Annotated in this window: 13 protein-coding genes, 1 pseudogene and 1 riboswitch; of the genes and pseudogenes, 9 read left to right on the top strand and 5 right to left on the bottom strand. The window is 35.2% G+C overall.

Annotated features, from left to right (window positions below; translation table 11 throughout):
* Positions 1-44 precede the first annotated feature (44 nt).
* Positions 45-157, bottom strand: a riboswitch (SAM riboswitch).
* A gap of 149 nt (positions 158-306) precedes the next feature.
* Together B5P40_RS29820 and B5P40_RS29825 are read left to right on the top strand one after the other, a co-directional pair.
* A complete protein-coding gene (locus B5P40_RS29820) occupies positions 307-1416 on the top strand; it encodes a PRK06851 family protein (RefSeq protein ID WP_002191798.1) in 1110 nt (369 codons plus the stop codon).
* Between the two features lie 113 nt (positions 1417-1529).
* On the top strand, positions 1530-2312 hold the full coding sequence (locus tag B5P40_RS29825) for a nucleotidyltransferase domain-containing protein (RefSeq protein WP_113710391.1): 783 nt from the start codon (positions 1530-1532) through the stop codon (positions 2310-2312).
* 98 nt (positions 2313-2410) lie between these two features.
* Here the strand turns inward: B5P40_RS29825 and B5P40_RS29830 are convergent, their stop codons facing one another.
* The gene (locus tag B5P40_RS29830; RefSeq protein WP_113710392.1) at positions 2411-3937 is read right to left on the bottom strand and encodes an FAD-dependent oxidoreductase; all 1527 of its coding nucleotides are present in this window, start codon (positions 3935-3937) and stop codon (positions 2411-2413) included.
* A 578-nt stretch (positions 3938-4515) separates the two neighbouring features.
* Between B5P40_RS29830 and desB the strand changes: the two genes are divergently transcribed.
* Entirely contained in the window at positions 4516-5601 is a 1086-nt protein-coding gene (gene desB, locus B5P40_RS29835; RefSeq protein WP_002091268.1) for a Delta(10) desaturase DesB, read from the top strand.
* 50 nt (positions 5602-5651) lie between these two features.
* On the opposite strand, the gene B5P40_RS29840 is transcribed toward desB, so the two are convergent.
* From B5P40_RS29840 to B5P40_RS29850, 3 genes are all read right to left on the bottom strand, one after another.
* Positions 5652-6344 (bottom strand): amino acid ABC transporter permease, encoded by a 693-nt coding sequence (locus B5P40_RS29840; protein WP_002169270.1) that lies wholly within the window; start codon positions 6342-6344, stop codon positions 5652-5654.
* Between the two features lie 93 nt (positions 6345-6437).
* Positions 6438-7232 carry an ABC transporter substrate-binding protein gene (locus tag B5P40_RS29845; RefSeq protein WP_002091263.1) on the bottom strand — a complete coding sequence of 265 codons (795 nt, stop codon included), beginning with the start codon at positions 7230-7232 and terminating at the stop codon, positions 6438-6440.
* 121 nt (positions 7233-7353) lie between these two features.
* Complete coding sequence (locus B5P40_RS29850; protein ID WP_002029539.1) at positions 7354-8076, bottom strand: amino acid ABC transporter ATP-binding protein; 723 nt, start codon at positions 8074-8076, stop codon at positions 7354-7356.
* Between the two features lie 375 nt (positions 8077-8451).
* On the opposite strand from B5P40_RS29850, the pseudogene B5P40_RS34475 reads away from it, so the two are divergent.
* Together B5P40_RS34475 and B5P40_RS29855 are read left to right on the top strand one after the other, a co-directional pair.
* Positions 8452-8637 (top strand): annotated as a pseudogene (locus B5P40_RS34475) (HAMP domain-containing protein); the annotation flags it as partial.
* Between the two features lie 15 nt (positions 8638-8652).
* Positions 8653-9579 (top strand): methyl-accepting chemotaxis protein, encoded by a 927-nt coding sequence (locus B5P40_RS29855; RefSeq protein WP_419762248.1) that lies wholly within the window; start codon positions 8653-8655, stop codon positions 9577-9579.
* Here the strand turns inward: B5P40_RS29855 and B5P40_RS29860 are convergent.
* A complete protein-coding gene (locus B5P40_RS29860; protein WP_113710394.1) occupies positions 9510-10898 on the bottom strand; it encodes an FAD-binding oxidoreductase in 1389 nt (462 codons plus the stop codon). The genes B5P40_RS29855 and B5P40_RS29860 overlap by 70 nt on opposite strands.
* Positions 10899-11273: 375 nt before the next feature.
* Between B5P40_RS29860 and B5P40_RS29865 the strand changes: the two genes are divergently transcribed.
* The 4 genes from B5P40_RS29865 to B5P40_RS29880 all read left to right on the top strand — a co-directional run bounded on the left by B5P40_RS29865 (position 11274) and on the right by B5P40_RS29880 (position 18705).
* Positions 11274-12938 (top strand): glycoside hydrolase family 13 protein, encoded by a 1665-nt coding sequence (locus B5P40_RS29865; protein ID WP_061676158.1) that lies wholly within the window; start codon positions 11274-11276, stop codon positions 12936-12938.
* A 202-nt stretch (positions 12939-13140) separates the two neighbouring features.
* On the top strand, positions 13141-14778 hold the full coding sequence (locus B5P40_RS29870; protein WP_002029549.1) for a PTS transporter subunit IIBC: 1638 nt from the start codon (positions 13141-13143) through the stop codon (positions 14776-14778).
* Between the two features lie 4 nt (positions 14779-14782).
* Positions 14783-15574 (top strand): endonuclease/exonuclease/phosphatase family protein, encoded by a 792-nt coding sequence (locus B5P40_RS29875; RefSeq protein ID WP_002029550.1) that lies wholly within the window; start codon positions 14783-14785, stop codon positions 15572-15574.
* A gap of 305 nt (positions 15575-15879) precedes the next feature.
* Positions 15880-18705: a YhgE/Pip domain-containing protein gene (locus B5P40_RS29880; protein ID WP_113710395.1), complete on the top strand. Its 2826-nt coding sequence runs from the start codon at positions 15880-15882 to the stop codon at positions 18703-18705.
* Positions 18706-18719: the final 14 nt, after the last annotated feature.

Below are 18719 nucleotides of genomic sequence, written 5' to 3' on the forward strand. Positions count from 1 at the left end.
CCATCCTTCATAATCAAGAAAGATGAGCTTTACATACTAGTTGAGTTTTATCTTCCAAAATGCAATGCATTTTGCAGGAATTAGCACCTATTCAGTTTGCATAAACTGAGGTTGCTGGGCTTCAAAGGACCGGTCCCTCTGCCTCTCTTGATAAAGGTTTATTCGATTTTAAATTCGGAATATTCGTGATATTTAAATTGTAATTCATTTCCTTTTTTCGCGCAATACAAATTAGGTGTTCACCCAAATAAAGTTGCTCGCATATTGTAGCTTATGTAAGTAGACTGTTGCGAAGGAGTGAGTGCAGTGACAGGGAATGTATTAAATTATTATGCCGGTGGAAATACAGCTAGAGGATTTCACAGCTTATACGAAGAGAATTTGAAGGGGCTAGACAGGTTGTTTATTTTAAAGGGAGGCCCAGGAACGGGAAAATCTTCTTTAATTAAGGCAATAGGTCGTGAATGGGTTGAAAAAGGATATGATATTGAACTTTTGCATTGTTCTTCTGATAATAAGTCAGTTGATGGGGTGATTATTCCGAAATTAAAAGTAGGAATTGTTGATGGAACATCACCGCATGTTATTGAGCCGAAAATGCCAGGAGTTATTGAAGAGTATATAAATTTAGGAGTTGCTTGGGACTCAGATAAATTAAGAAAGCAGAAGTTAGAAATTGAACGGTTTGTATTAGAAGCGGGCAAGGCTTTCAAATCTGCTTACGGATGTTTTAAAGAGGCGTTAGTTATACATGATGAGTGGGAGAAAATATATATTAATAACATTGATTTTAATAAAGCAAATGAACTAACAGAACAGCTAATTCAGAAATTATTTGCAGATAAAAAGGGAAAACAATCGATTGTGAAACATCGTTTTTTAGGAGCTGCTACACCGAAAGGAGCAGTTGATTTTGTTCCTAATTTAACAGAAGGATTACCACATCGTTATTTTATAAAAGGACGCCCGGGTTCTGGAAAATCAACAATGCTTAAAAAGTTATCGAAGGCAGCAGAAGAAAAAGGTTTTGACGTTGAAGTATATCATTGCGGATTTGACCCGAATAGTCTTGATATGGTTATCGTAAGAGAATTAGGATTTGCAATTTTTGATAGTACCGCACCACATGAATATTTTCCAAGTCGCGAAGGTGATGAGATTATAGATATGTATACTCTTATTGTTAAACCGGGGACGGATGAGAAGTATGCTACAGAAATTCGTGACGTTTCCATTCAATATAAAGCAAAAATGAATGAGGCAATGTCTTTCTTAGCAAAAGCAAAATCAGTTCGTGATAAATTAGAACGAATTTATATTGCTGCTATGGATTTTTCAAAAGTGGATGCATATAAAGAGGAGATTCAAAATGAGTTTGAACGCATTGCGGCTACTGTAATGGAAAAGAAAAAATAGGTGCTTTATTGAGCTGTCAGAAATTTTCTGACAGCTGTTTTGGTATATAGTAAAATTAGTCGTATATTTGTCGAATTACCAGGGAAATAATCAAAAAATGGAGATGGTATGAAATGAGAGAGAAAATTGAATTAGAACTAGAACGAATTGAAAAAGAGAATGATGTGAAAATTTTATTTGCAGTGGAATCAGGGAGTCGTGCTTGGGGGTTTCCATCGAAAGATAGTGATTATGATGTTAGGTTTGTTTATATACACCCTGTAGAATGGTATTTATCAATCCATGATAAGCGTGATGTAATCGAATATCCAATTAGTGATGATTTAGACATAAGTGGTTGGGATATTAAAAAGGCATTGCAACTATTCGCGAAGTCAAATCCAGCTTTACTTGAGTGGATTCGATCACCAATTTTTTATTCGAAAAACTCTAACTTTCCAGAGCAGCTTCAGCAAAAGAGTGAAAAGAATTTTGATCCAAAAGCAACGATATATCATTACTTACATATGGCTTCAAAAAATTATCGTGAATTTTTGCAAGGTGAAAATGTAAAGTTGAAAAAGTACTTTTATGTATTACGTCCTATTTTAGCTTGTCAGTGGCTAGAAGAGAAAGGGACATTACCTCCAGTAGAATTTGACCGATTACTTATAGAACTATCTATAGAACGTAGTGTATTGAATGAGATTGAGAAGTTGTTAGTAAAGAAAAAAGCAGGTACGGAATTAGATGTTGGATTGAAAGTTCAGGCGTTAAATCAATTTTTAGAAGAACAAATTGATTATTATCAGCAATACGTGAAAGGGATTGAAAAGGGATTAGGGATTGATATTGAGAGTTTGAATACATTATTTCGAAATATGTTGTTTGAAGTATATGAAAAAGAGCACAAGTGAGTTTGTGCTCTTTTTGTGTTTTAGGAATAAAGAAAACGGTGCTAGTTACGATTATTCTTACAAAAGGGAGTAAATGAAAACTCACGCTGAATCTGTAATTATTCGTTATCAACTCGCTTTAATGGTTGATCTGCTGGACCTTCCATAACATCCCCATCAATTGAAAAACGGGAACCGTGACAAGGGCAATCCCAAGTACAATCACCGCTATTCCATTCAACTTCACAGCCGAGGTGTGTGCAAGTTGTATCGACGATATGTAATTTTCCTTCTTTATCTTTATAAGCACCTGCTCGTTTACCGTTGACATGTACAACAGAACCCTCGCCAACTTCAAGATTTTCTGGCTTACGTAATGCGGTTTCAATTTTTCCTTCAATTAAGTGTTTAGCAACATCAATGTTCTGAGAGAGGAAAGTTTTTATATCCGGATTTGCATGAAAGCGTGATGGTGCAAACAGTTCTTTATATGGACTGTGGACTTTTAGAATGGAGTCCTTCAGTAAATGAGCTGCTGCAGTTCCAGTCGTCATTCCCCATTTACGATATCCAGTTGCCACAAATATATTTGGATTCCTTTCGTTAATATGTCCGATATAAGGGAGTTTATCTAGCGTGATTAAATCTTGCGCTGACCATCTATAAGGAATTTCATCTACTCCAAAAGTAGATTCAGCAAAGGAATATAGTGCATCATAATGAAGCATCGTATTAATTCCTTGGCCTGTTTTATGGCTCTCTCCGCCAATCAATATCAACTTTTCTCCATTGCTTGTCGTATAACGTATGGAGCGTTTTGGATCATCGATACTTAAATACATGCCCCCTGGATAATCCGTTTTTGCTTTTATTGCGAGGGCATAGGAGCGTTCTGCGTACATTCGCGTAAAGAAAAAGCTATTAGCATCATAAAAAGGAAAATGTGAGCAAGAGACAATATATTTACAAGTGATGCGATGGTCACCCTTTGTAATAACTTGTGGATAATCTCCTTTTTCCACATCAATGGCTGTTGTTTGCTCATAAACTTTTCCGCCCATTTCCACAAACTTTTCTAAAAGTGTTTTTAAATAAAGGAGGGGATGGAATTGCGCTTGATTTTTCATCACAAGTGCAGATTGTACGGGAATAGGAATCGACAGGGATTGAACATAGTCACAAGGAATATTTAATTTTTGATAGGCTTCATATTCTTTCGTTAAATTTCGCAGGCCATTATTGGTAGTTGTATATAAATACGAATCTTCATTTGTGAAATTACAGTCGATTTTATATGTTTGTACAGTCTCGTTTATGAATTGTAGAGCTTTACTATTTGATTCGTAGTAAAGCCTGGCTTTTTCGACACCAAAATTGTTTATTAATTCATCATAAATAAGATCATGTTGAGCTGTTACTTTTGCGGTTGTATGCCCAGTTGTTCCATTTAAAACAGAACCAGAATCAATTAAAACGACTTTTATTCCTTCTTTAGCGAGTAAATAGGCGGTGGTAATGCCTGTAATACCAGCTCCGATAACAGCAACTTCTGTCTTTATATTTTCGGATAAATGAGGAAAAGTAGGAAATTGAGTAGATTCAATCCAATAGGATGATGGTAACTGCGGAAATGTGTCATCTGTCATTTTGAAAACCTCCAAATTAGAACAATTTTCCTTTTAATATTTCCATATTATATGGAATTCATGTATGTTGTTTTCGTAGCGTTCTATTCTTACTAAATGAAAGAAAAAATATTTTAATATAATTATTTTATTGGGGCAGTATGAAGAAGTAGGATTTATATAAAGCTAAATTCAAGTGATTCCATTTGTTGATTACATAGAGAGTTCTTGAATAAGATAGAGTCTATGTTGTTTAAGTGGATATGTATATATACCTGATAAAGCCTTATGAAATCTATGCTTTTTCTTTAGTGAAATAAAGTATAATTATAAAAATATAACCAACTTTTATTACTAGGTCATAAAAGTTGTTGACAATATAGAAATTCTATTGTTATGATTCATCATGTGGAAAGGTTGATAGAGAGTAAAAAGAGAAATGTTTTTCATTGATAATAAAAGCGAAAATTAAGTGACGATAGAGTGAGTATATTTTCCTTATGATAAATGCTTTTTGGATCACGTAGTAAAATCAATCTGGAAGCAAGAATTGATATATGCAAGTTGCGCGGGGCGCGGCATAAGAAAGGGGCAAAAGGATGAAGGAGCTTCATACGTTTGGGTGGTATGCAGCACGTGTAGCACCACATTTGCCGAAAAAAGCATTTAAACCAGTTCCTAATCGATTATTTGGTGGACTGGCTTATTTACTTGTGGCATTGGCTGGTTTAATAACGATCGGTGTATTTGAATTGAATGTGTGGGCAAATCTAGGAATTGCAATTGTTCTTGGATTATGTTTTGCTTCACTTGGATTTTTAGGACATGAAATTTTACATGGAACAGTTGTAAGAAAGGCATGGCTTCGTGATTTTTTAGGTGCGATAGCATTTATGCCATTATCAACTGGCCCAAAACTTTGGAGAAAGTGGCATAATGCAACGCATCATGTTCACACACAGCATGAAGAGAATGATCCAGATGCATGGCCGACATTTGAGAAACTGAAAAAGAGTAAGTTTTTGAGCTGGGTATATCGCATGCCTCTTCATGTACGTTCATTCTTTAGTTTCCTGTCACTAACAATTCAATTTACGTTACATTCGACTCGAATGTTCTTTCATTTTATAAAAGAATTTAAGTCATCCAATCAAAAATCTGTATGGCTTCAACTTCTTTTGCCCTGGACAGTTTGGATTAGTTTATTGTTTATTATGGGACCTACAAAGTGGTTCTTTGCATACGTGATTCCGTTGTTAATTGCTAACTTTATTGTAATGGCGTATATCGCAACAAATCACCGCTTAAATCCTATTGTTCCAGTAAATGATCCTTTAGCAAACTGTTTATCAGTAACAGTACCGCGCTGGGTAGACGTTTTACATTTCAATTTCTCATACCATACAGAACATCATCTGTTTCCTGCTATGAGTTCTAAATACTATCCATTAGTAAAAGATAAAATTAAAGAAATGTGGCCGGAACGCTATCACGAAATGCCGATGACAAAAGCTTTGGCAGCACTTTGGAATACACCACGTGTGTATTATCACGGAAGTGAATTAGTTGATCCGCATAGGGAGCATTTCTATGGTTCTTTAGGAAATGGATTGGATCCTCATAATATTTCATATCGTGAGGAACATATAGAGGAAAAAGAGACTATAAAAAAAGTAAATCAATAATAGACATATCTTACGATGAAAAAGCAAGCTCTCTTAGAGCTTGCTTTTTGTTATAAAGAGACTTCTTTCTTGTTCTTCGTCTTGACCTGGACAGAGTTATTTTCTTTTCGTTGTAGTCGTTTTTCTAGAAGACTAACAAGATAAGTAAATAGAAGAACTAGTGCGAGATAGTATACACCAACAATGATATATGTATCTAATTGCTGGAAGTTACCTGCGGCAATTGATAAACCGGATCCCCATAATTCGGACATTCCTACATAAGCGACAAGTGAAGAATCTTTTAATCCAATAATAAATTGGTTCCCTAGAGGGGGAAGAGACAGACGAAATGCTTGTGGTAATATAATCCGGCGCATCGCTAAAGGGTAAGGCATCCCTAAAGAGCGAGCAGCTTCCAATTGTCCACGATCAACGGACTGAATGGATCCGCGGAAAATTTCAGTAATATATGCACCGTTATGGATTGCTAAAGCAATTGCTCCTGCCCAAAAAGGAGTGAAGACAATAATCGATGTAATACCGAAATAGAGAATGGCAATTTGAACAATTAAAGGTGTACCACGAATAATGGCGATATATACATGAGCAATACTATTTAAAACCTTATTGTTAGAGATTCGAAAGAAAGCGACTAGTAATCCAATTAGTGAACCGAGTAATAGGGATGTTAAAGTTAATTGTAATGTGACAATAGTAGCCTTTAAGAGTGTGGGATAGGTAGAGATAAAAATTTCAAACATATGTGTCACCTCATATTGTATGGATTTTAGTAGTGAATGAAGTGCCCCACATACAAAGTGGGGCATGATTTATGAAATCTCTAAATGGCTAACTTACTTTGTTTTTGCCTCGTCTCCAAGAATATTACGCCCAAACCATTTTTTACTGATCTTTTCATACGTACCATCTTTAATGATTTCATCTAAAGCTTTATTTACTTTCTCAACCATTTCTTTATCATCTTTACGAATAGCAATTCCCATTTCATCAAGATTTAATGGTTTTCCAGCTTCTTTTATATTTGATTTACCTTCTTTGATCATACGTAAACCGACCATTTGATCAGTGATTACTGCATCAATACGTCCAGGCTCTAAGTCCATAAGTGCAGTAATATCGCTATCATATTCTGTGATTTGATCTGTATGTTTTGCAACAAGGTCTTTAAAGGTACTAGCTTTTACAACCCCAATTTTCTTACCTTTCAAATCTTCTGGAGAAGAGATAGATGTATTCTTTTTAGCCACAAAAATTTGGGCACCAGAGCGATAATAAGGATTGGAGAAACTAACAGCTTTTAAGCGTTCTTCTGTAATTGCCATACTGCCCAATATAGCATCATATTTTTTCGATTGTAGACCTTGAATTAGCGTTTCCCATGGATTTGTAATAGGAGTGGGTTTCATATTCATTTTTTTCGCAAGTGCCTCACCAATTTCCACATCAAAACCGGCAAGCTTTCCGTCATTTTCTTTATAGTTAAAAGGTTTATATAATCCACTCATCGCATAACGAAATTCTTTTTCACCATTTGAAGAAGTAGTAGCACTTTCCTTACTACAGGCTCCTAGTATGAAGGATGTACATAATGTAATACTCGCAACAATGGTTAATAGTTTTCTTTTCATAAAACCCCTCCTATATATTGATCATACGGATGGTTTTAAGTATGTTACTGAGATATTTTATTTGGACAATTAGTTGTGCACCGTATGGATGTATTTCTTTTCATTTGAAACAGAAGTTACATTATAAAACGTTGCGTAAAAATTGTTTTGCTCGTTCATGTGATGGAGCTGAAAAGAATTGTGCTGGCGGAGCGTCCTCTACAATCTTTCCGTCATCCATAAATATGACGCGATCAGCTACATCTCTTGCGAAATTCATTTCATGAGTAACAATAATCATGGTCATTCCTTCTTCAGCAAGTTCTTTCATAACTTGCAATACTTCTCCAACAAGTTCAGGGTCTAAGGCTGAGGTAGGTTCATCAAATAGCATAATTTTAGGGTTCATAGCAAGAGCTCGTGCAATCGCAACGCGTTGTTTTTGACCACCTGAAAGTAGGTGAGGAGTTACATCCGCCTTATCTTGTAGGCCGACTTTTTGTAGGAGTTGATTCCCAACATCCTTCGCGTCTGCTGTCTCCAATTTTTTTACGTGAATAGGTGCTTCTATGATGTTTTCTAGTGAGGTCATATGAGGAAAGAGGTTAAAGTGTTGAAAAACCATACCGACATTTTCACGGACTTTGTTTAAATTTGAATGCTTCGGATCAATTCGTTCACCTTGTAAGTGAATTTCACCTTCATCGTACATTTCTAAAAAGTTAAGACAGCGAAGTAATGTACTTTTGCCGGAACCACTGGCACCGATTAAAACAACAACTTCTTTTTCTTTTACTTCTAAATCAATTCCTTTTAAAACATCAAGTGAGCCAAATGATTTTACTAGATTTCGAACTTGAATCATACAAAACCCCCAGTCAAAAATATATTTTACAAATGTTGCCCCTTATTTCTGTTATTAGTCATAAATTGTCAGAATCCTTTATTTTTTTGACGGGATTTGATATTCAAGGGAATTATGATTTTTAAAATCTCTATATCTTTCTATAACGAAAATATGGAAAATAATATATAGGTAGCACTTATATTGCTTATAAGAAGGGGGAAAGAAGAGATGGAAAAAGAAAGGAAGACATTTTCCTTTGGCTTACGTACACAACTTATGCTATTCACTACAGTTTTAGCTTTAATTACATATTCAACAAGTTTATTTTTTATTTACGTTATATATGATTATTTTCAAAGTTATGTAAGTCAAACTGTTTATAATATTATCGTTATGTTATTAGGTGTAGTATGGTCTGGAATTTTAGCGTATGGGGCAGCAATATTTTTAATTAAACCACTTCGAAAGTTGGAAGAAGCAGCAAGGAAAGCGGCTGATGGTGATATTCGTGAAGATGTCCCGTTGCCAAAAGTAGATGATGAGATTAAATCTTTAAGTGTTGCATTTAATATGATGCTCGAGAACTTAAGAGGTATGGTAAAAAATATTGATACTACATTTTCGTATACAAATAATCAAGTTCAGCAAATTAGAAGACAAACAGGGGAAGCGACAAAGCAAGCACGCGGTGTGTCTGAAACTCTTGCAGAGATTTCTTCTGGCGCCGAGCAATCAGCAGCTTCCATTCAGGCGATTGTTTCAACTGTCGATACAACAACCTCTATTGCGAGTGAAGTAGAAGAAAAAGCAAAAAAGTCCGACGAATTGTCTTTAGAAATGGTTCAAGCTTTAGGACAAAGTACACGTGTCTTTACTTCTTTAATTCAAGGCATTCAAACATTGGCAAAAGAGAATGAAGATTCGATGCAAAATGTACAGAAGTTAGAAGAACGAATGAAACAAGTAGAACATATTGTTTCTGTTGTGAGTGAGATTGCTAGTCAAACGAATTTATTAGCATTAAATGCTTCTATTGAGGCAGCTCGTGCTGGAGAGCATGGAAGGGGCTTTGCAGTTGTAGCTGAAGAAGTACGTAAACTTGCTGATGAAAGCGATCATTCTGCAAGAAATATATCGCAGTTATTACGAAATATGCAAGAGGAAGTGCAACAAGTCGCATTGAAAATGACGGAGCAAGTGAAAACAGCTAAAGAAGAGGCAAAACGAGGAGAAGCTACTGAATTCATTTTAAAAGAAATGTCATCAAGCATTATGGAAGTTGCCGATGCAACTAAGCAAATTAGTAGCTATATGAACGAGCAAGTGAGTCACATTCATCAAACAGGAGCACAGACGAAGGCTGTAGCAGCAATTGCTGAGGAAACATCAGCTGGTTCACAAGAAGTGGCACGTGTGACGTTGCAACAATCTAAAAATATGGTAGTAATCGATCAATTATTAAAGGATTTAGAGAAGCAAGCAGCGGACTTGAAACAAACCATTGAACGATTTTCAATGTAAAAAGGAGGAATGCTTTGTTGAAAACGAAAAACATTACAAGGGTCATATGCGGTCTTCACTTTACGCAACCTTTGAAAATTAGAGCCATAATAACTAGTTTGCCAATTTTTTATGTCAATATTGGGCCAATTGACATAGTCTCCTAGTGTGTAAGGATCTAAGCTTTCCCGTAAATCTTTAACCCAGCGTATATTTCGATTTTCTTCATCGTTGCATTTCCAAGAAGTAATATATTCTTGAGCAATAATTGCCTTGCGGTGGAAATAAGCTGTTTCATTAGGCGAAATGTTTTCTACAGCACCTACGAGTGATTGGTGCCAAATACTCGCATCTTTATTTGGTGCATGAGAAAGAAAATATTGTAAGATTTGAATACCTTTAAGAGGGATAGGTTTATATACGTAGGAACCAGAGCGTTTGAATTTTTCAGGAATATTTCCGCTATTAAAGAATTGAACAGCCTTTATATACGGGACTTCATCTATAAAGAGAGAAGGATTACCAGTTTCAAGAAGAGGAGATAATAGATGATAGAGTTCAGAAGGAGAGCCGACAAATTCACCTTTCACCTCGATTTTATTTCGTTGTTTAGAGAATAATTCAATTGATGAAGTGAGGCGTTCATCTATATAAGGTGCCCAGTTTTGCCAAGCTTGAAATGCAGCAATAAAGTCTTTCCATTCCCATGTAAGTGAGAAAATTGATACGTTTTTAATAGGGTGGACTCGAAAGGTTAAGGAAGTAACAATTCCGAAATTTCCACCGCCACCGCATGCCCAAAATAGGTTAGGGTTTTCTTGTTCATTTACACGAATGATTTTTACACCAAATTTCCCGCACGCTTGTACCATTTCGACTTCTACTAATTGATCACATGTTAGTCCAAATAAGCGTGAAAGCATGCCAATGCCACCGCCAAGTGTTAGCCCCACAATTCCGACACTTGCACTTGTGCCAGCTGGTATTGTAACACCATATTTCCAAAGTTCTTTATACACAGTGCCAAGATTTGCACCCGCTTCAATTGTTGCTGTTAATTTTCCTGTACTAACCGTAATTTGCTTCATTTCACTCACATCAATAATAAGCCCGCCATTTAAAAGAGAGAAATTTTCGTAGCTATGTCGTCCACTTCTTAAGCGAAATGGTATATGACGCTCACGTGCCCATTTTAAGGCGTTACACACATCATTTTTATTTTGACAAAAAACAATAATACAAGGAAATTTTGGAATGCTTAAATTTAAATTTATTCGGGCTATGTCATACCCAGGATCCGAGGGAACGACGATACGACCAGTTAATTTTGTTTGTTTCAATTTATATCTCCTTTCTGAAATAATATGAGCTTGTATTAGTATATGAAGAGTGTATTTAACACGCATGGACGAGAAGAAGAGAAGGGTTAGATTTATCCCGTTATTTGCGAGCAGTAAGACAATCCGGCTGAAACAAAGAAGATAGAGCTGCTCGTAAAAGCTCGATTGGTAAGGGCTAATAATCAGCGGGGAATGGACACCTCCTTAACGATTAAAGTTTCACTTTATCTTTGTGAGAAATAAATAAGGCATAAGAATAAGGAAACTACATAGAGTTCAATGAAAACAGTTGCAAACTATTCATATTTTGTTATGATAGTGTTACGAAAACGTTTGCATAAAAAATCCGATGGGATGCAAAAGGAGAGAATTAGTATGAATAAGACATGGTGGAAAGAAGCTGTCGCTTATCAAATTTATCCACGTAGCTTTATGGATTCAAATGGTGATGGTATTGGAGATTTACAAGGTATTATTGCAAAGCTGGATTATTTAAAAGATTTAGGTATAGATGTAATTTGGATCTGTCCAATGTATAAATCACCTAATGACGATAATGGTTATGATATTAGTGACTATCAAGATATTATGGATGAATTTGGTACGATGGAAGATTTTGATATGCTACTAGATGAAGTTCATAAGCGTGACATGAAGCTTATTATTGATTTAGTTATTAATCATACAAGTGATGAACATCCATGGTTTATTGAATCAAGTTCTTCTAAAGACAATCCGAAGCGTGATTGGTATATTTGGCAGGATGGTAAAGACGGCGCGGAACCAAACAATTGGGAAAGTATCTTTAATGGTTCTGCATGGGAATATGATGAAGTGACAGAGCAATATTATTTACATTTATTCTCGCGTAAACAACCAGATTTGAACTGGGAGAATAAAGAAGTTCGTGAAGTTTTATATGATACTGTTAATTGGTGGCTTGATAAAGGTATTGATGGTTTCCGCGTCGATGCGATTAGTCATATAAAAAAAGAAGATGGCCTCAAGGATATGCCAAACCCAAAAGGGTTAAAGTATGTGCCTTCTTTTGACAAACATATGAATGTAAATGGTATTCAGCCATTACTAGAAGAATTAAAAGAAAACACATTTGCTAAATACGATATTATGACTGTTGGAGAAGCAAATGGTGTGAAAGTTGAAGATGCTGATCTTTGGGTTGGAGAAGAGAATGGTAAATTCAATATGGTATTCCAATTTGAGCATTTAAGCTTATGGGATGCAGAAAAGAAGAAAGATCTTGATGTTGTTGAGTTGAAAAAAGTATTAACAAAGTGGCAAAAAGGTTTAGAAAATAAGGGATGGAATGCTTTATATATTGAAAATCATGATAAGCCACGTATTGTGTCTACTTGGGGAAATGATAAAGAATATTGGCGTGAAAGTGCAACGGCTTTAGGAGCGATGTATTTCTTTATGCACGGCACACCGTTTATTTATCAAGGACAAGAAATTGGTATGACAAATGTTCAGTTCCCAAATATTGAAGATTACGATGATGTAGCAATTAAAAATTTATATCGTGAGAAAATTGCAGAGGGCGTATCACATCAAGATATGATGGAAATTATATGGGCTTCTTGCCGCGATAATTCACGTACACCTATGCAGTGGAACGATGAAATGAATGCTGGCTTCACAACAAGTACACCTTGGTTTAGCATGAATCCAAATTACAAAGAAATTAATGTTGAAAAGCAAAAAAATGAAGAAAAGTCTATTTTCAATTTCTATAAGAAAATGATTGCCTTGAAAAAAGAGCACGATGTACTGAACTACGGTACGTACGATTTACTTTTAGAAGACGATCCACAAATTTATGCATATACACGTACGCTACAGGATGAAAAAGTCATTGTAATTAGTAATATCTCAAAAGAGGAAGCTGTGTATAATGAGAGTTTATTCGCATTAGAACGCAAACGTTTGCTTTTAAATAACTATGAAGTTGCGGAACATGAACAAATAACTACAATCACGTTGAAACCTTATGAAACAAGGGTTTATCGCATTTTATAATAAAAAAGGATGCTCCTTGAGCATCTTTTTTTATTATAAAAAATAAATTTCTATTGCAATTTGAAAACGCTTTTATTAAAATAGATTTATGAAAACGGTTGCGTAAAGAGGAAAAAGAAACATAAGGAATCGTTTTCATAAGAGAAACAGAAATTATAATTTAAATCATTATGTTGTTATAAATAAAGGGGAGGAAAAACAGATGAAAATTACGTCTTTTGATTTTTGGCAAAAGTTCGGGAAAGCGTTACTAGTTGTTGTAGCTGTAATGCCAGCAGCTGGTTTAATGATTTCCATCGGTAAGTTAATTGGGATGTCTGCTGGGGATGTTAACGCAGTTCATACCATTGCTCGAGTAATGGAAGACATCGGTTGGGCAATTATTACAAATCTACACATCTTATTCGCAGTAGCAATTGGGGGATCTTGGGCGAAGGATCGAGCAGGTGGTGCATTTGCAGCACTATTAGCATTCGTCTTAACAAACAGAATTACAGGAGCTATATTTGGCGTAAACGCTCAAATGTTAACGGATTCAAAAGCGACAGTTTCTTCATTTTTAGCAGGAGATTTACTTGTAAAAGATTACTTTACTTCTGTACTTGGTGCACCAGCATTAAACATGGGAGTTTTCGTAGGGATTATCACAGGTTTCTTAGGAGCTACTTTATATAACAAATACTACAATTATAATAAACTGCCACAGGCATTAGCATTCTTTAATGGAAAACGATTCGTACCATTCGTTGTAATTGTTTGGTCTACAGTCACTGCGATTGTATTATCACTTGTATGGCCATTTATCCAAAGTGGATTAAATGAATTTGGTCGCTGGATTGCAGCATCTAAAGATAGTGCACCAGTTATTGCACCGTTTGTATATGGAACGTTAGAACGTTTATTATTACCATTTGGATTACATCATATGTTAACGATTCCGATGAACTACACAGAGCTAGGCGGAACATATACGATGTTAACTGGCTCAAAGGTTGGACAAATTGTAGCGGGACAAGATCCGTTATGGCTTGCATGGATTACAGATTTAAATAACTTATTAGCAAATGGAGATACGAAAGCATATAACGATTTATTAAATAACGTTGTACCAGCTCGTTTCAAAGCTGGACAAGTTATCGGCTCAACGGCAGCGTTAATGGGGATTGCATTTGCGATGTTCCGTAATGTTGATAAAGAAAAACGTGCAAAATATAAACCAATGTTCTTATCAGCTGCATTAGCAGTATTCTTAACAGGTGTAACAGAACCAATTGAATTCATGTTCATGTTTATTGCACCAGTATTATATGTTGTGTATGCAATTACAACAGGACTTGCATTCGCATTAGCGGATTTAATTAATTTACGTGTTCATGCATTTGGATTTATTGAGTTAATTACACGTACACCAATGATGATCAATGCAGGTTTAACGAGAGATTTAATCAACTTTGTCATTGTTTCATTAGTGTTCTTCGGCCTTAACTTTACGTTATTCAACTTCTTAATTAAAAAATTCAATTTACCAACGCCAGGGCGTGCAGGTAACTATATTGATAATGAAGATGAGTCAACAGAAGGAACAGGAAATGTACAAGATGGTTCATTAGCAACAAAAGTTATTGATTTATTGGGCGGAAAAGATAATATTGCTGACGTAGATGCTTGTATGACACGTTTACGTATAACAGTAAAAGATTTAGATGTTGTTGCACCAGAAGCACAATGGAAACAAAATGGTGCTTTAGGACTTATTGTTAAAGATAAAGGTGTACAAGCCGTATATGGCCCGAAAGCTGACGTATTAAAGTCAGACATTCAAGATATGTTAGGTGCGTAATAATATGAAATTGCTAACTTTAAATTGTCACTCTTGGCAAGAAGAGAATCAAATTGAAAAAATAAAGTATCTTGCTAAAGCAATTCAAGAAGAAGATTATGATGTGATCGCATTGCAAGAAGTAAGTCAGTCTATACAAGCTGAAAATGTATGCGGTAACAAGAAAAAAGATAATTTTGGGCTTTTACTGCTAGAAGAGTTAAGAGCATTAAATGTAAAAGAATACAATATTATTTGGGATTTCTCTCATATTGGATATGATGTGTACGAAGAAGGATTAGCAATTATAACAAAGCACAACATTGTAAAGGAAGATACGTTCTTTGTCTCAGAAAATAAGGATACAACGTATTGGAAAACACGCAAAATTGTAAGTGCAACAATTGCTTATAATGATAAGAATATAACGTTTTATTCTTGCCATCTCGGTTGGTGGAATGATGAAGAAGAATCATTCAAAGACCAAGTTGATCGTTTAATGGAGCGTGTAAATAGCAATGAACTTTCCTTCTTAATGGGTGATTTTAATAACAATGCTCGTTTGGAAGGAGAGGGTTATGAGTATACGATGCAAAAAGGTTTATATGACACATATGAACTAGCGATAGAGAAGGATGAAGGAACAACTGTCCAAGGAGAGATTGCTGGTTGGGATGAAAATAAACAAAACTTACGAATCGACCTAATATTAAGCAATCGAAGTAAAACAGTTAATTCTTCAAAAGTCATTTTTAATGGAACAAATCGAAATGTAATTTCTGATCATTTCGGTGTAGAAGTACAATTAGATATATAATAGAAGAAACCCTCACAGATAATGAAAAGCTGGGAGGGTTTTTTGATAAATACAAGTATTCCCAAGAGAAAATACTTGTATTTTTTATGACATTTCCTATATATTTGTTATTATTGAATGTAAAACTAATTTGGTCATTTTGTATGCATACTTTTTTTACTTCGTTATATAATGAAGTAAGTGAAATATTTAATGGGAAAAATAGTATGTTTTCGTTTAATCCACGATGTAGAAAGTGATATAATTGCAAAATGTATGTATCATTTTCCAAAGAAAGAAAAATATATAATTAGGTGATTGCTTATATGAAACAGATTTGGCGTATTTATAAGACAGATTTACGGAATGTAGCCAAACATTGGGCTGCAATTGTTATTGTTTTAGGGTTAATGATTTTACCATCGTTATATGCATGGTTTAACATCAAAGCTTCTTGGGATCCTTACGGAAATACGAAAGGAATCCAGATTGCAGTTTCTAACCAAGATGTTGGATCAAATTTAAGAGGGAAAGATATTAACATCGGGAAAGAAATTGTAGATTCACTTAAGAAGGACAAAAATTTCGGGTGGAAGTTTGTTGATGAAAAGCAAGCAATTTATGGAGTAGAGCGTGGAGATTATTCCGCAAGTATTACTATTCCAAAAGATTTTTCTGAAAAGATTGCAACAGTCTTGAATGAAAATCCACAGAAGCCGGAAATTGATTACTATGTAAATGAAAAGGTGAATGCCATTGCACCGAAGATTACAGCTAAAGGTGCATCGGGTCTTACAGAAGAGGTTAGTAAAAACTTTGTTAAAACAGCAAACGGTGAGATTTTTAAAATCTTCAATGACCTTGGAATCGATTTAGAAACAAACTTACCGAGTATCGAGAAAGTAAAAGATCTTGTATTTAAGTTAGAAGCGCAGTTCCCAGAAATGAATACACTTATGGATAAGGCGTTAGATGATGCAACTCGAGCAGAAGATGTTGTGAAAGTAGCGCAAAAAGAGCTGCCAGTTGTAGAAAGTGTTATGAATGATGGTCAAGAAGCGTTAGGGAATTTAGATAAGTTCTTTGCAAACAACGATCAAACATTGCAAAATGCTCCTGGGACAATGAGAAATAATTTAACTGTAGCAAAAGATGTAATGGATAAAGCAAATGCTGTTACGAACTTTTTAATGAACCCAGGGGTAGACCTTTCTGGTATGAAGGGATTACCTGAGTTTCCAGCGCGTCCGGATCTTTCAAAGTTGAATGATGAAGGTTATAAAAATATTGCAAGAAATCTTAATCAAACAGTGAATAATGTTTTAAACTCGGCGCGTGCAGGAACATCATACGGGAAAAGTGTTGTAAACGGATTACAAAGTGGCCAGTTTGATCCGGAAAAGGCAAAGCAAGATCTTAATGCGGTTTCTGAGAATCTTCAAGGTCGTACAGATAGTGTTGCGTACCTTATCAATGTATTTACTGAACTTCAAAAATCGGCTACGACTGATTTTGGTCAAAGCTTTTTCCAAGGGCGAGTGGATCGCTTAACTAAGCTGAAAAGCGGTATGGAAAATGCAAATAACGGTATTAAAGATATTGTAAATGTTATTGGCACAGGACAAGAAGTAAAGAAAGATGTAACAGATGCAGCAAATCAAAAATTAGATGCAGCAAATGGATTAATTGATCAAGCTGAAAAAGATTATAATGAAACATTTGTAGCAGATTATAAAAAAGCAGTTAGCACAGTTGATCAAGCGAAAGCTGATGCAAATGAAGCATACGACACTGTGAAAAATGAATATGATAAGGCAAAAAATACTTTTGAAGGTGTTATAGCAGACGTAAATAATAGAGGTGTTAATGGATTAGATAGCACAAAAGTAGCTTTAAGCGATTTAAATGGTCAATTACAAGCTACTAAGAATCTAATTGGTGATGCGATTCCGGTTCTAGAAAGCACAAATAAGGTATTAGCAGATGTAAATAGTGACAAAAACCTTAATAATGGAATTGCAAAATTGAATAAAGCACAAAATACTGTTCAAAAAGGTATAGATGCAACGAATAAGGCAACTACACTAATTAACAATGGACAGAAGCCTACAAAAGAGGTTGTAGAAAGTATTAATGAAGCAACTAAAAATGCTTCAGCTCAATTAGGAGATTTCTTAGCAACATATGATTCAGAAATCGTTCCAAACTTTAACACAGCAATTGAGCGTACGAAACGTATGTCTAAAAACACAACTCAAATTTTAAGCGAAGCAGACAAAAAGCTTCCAGATGTTAAAAAATTACTAGAAGATTCATCAAAAGGCTTAGTAGACGGTAGAAAGAAATTAGCAGACATTAAAGCTGAAATGCCGGAGACTGAGAAAAAGATTAAAGAATTAGCAGATAAAATTCGTGATTTTGAATCTGAAGAGGATATAAAAGACATCATACGCTTATTGAAAAACGATGTTGAAAAGCAAAGTGACTACTTTGCAAATCCAGTAAATTTAAAAGAGAATAAATTATTTGCGATGCCGAACTACGGTTCAGCAATGTCACCATTCTATACAGTGCTTGCATTATGGGTAGGTGCATTATTAATGGTTTCATTATTAACGGTAGAAGTACACGAAGAGGGCGCGAATTATAAGAGCCATGAAGTTTACTTCGGACGTTTATTAACATTCTTAACGATAGGTCTTTCACAAGCGTTTATCGTATCGATGGGGGATATATTCTTACTCGGTACGTACGTAGTCGATAAATTCTGGTTCGTGTTATTTAGTTTATTTATTGGGGGAGTATTTGTTTGTATCGTGTACTCACTCGTTTCTATTTTCGGAAACGTTGGGAAATCGATGGCGATTATTTTACTTGTACTACAAGTAGCAGGATCGGGTGGTACGTTCCCAATTCAAATGACACCACCATTCTTCCAAGCGATTTATCCGTTCTTGCCATTCACATATGCAATTAGTGCAATTCGTGAAACAGTAGGTGGGATGCTTTGGGATATAGTAACTAGAGATTTACTTGTGTTAAGTGCTTTCGTAGTAATCATGGTTGTGGCTGCATTATTACTGAAAACACCAATTAACAAATCAAGTGAAAAGTTTGTTGAGAACGCAAAAGGAAGTAAAATTATTCATTAAAAATAAAAGGTTCC

The sequence above is a fragment of the Bacillus sp. SRB_8 genome (assembly GCF_003264205.1).
GTDB classification, from domain to species: domain Bacteria; phylum Bacillota; class Bacilli; order Bacillales; family Bacillaceae_G; genus Bacillus_A; species Bacillus_A mycoides.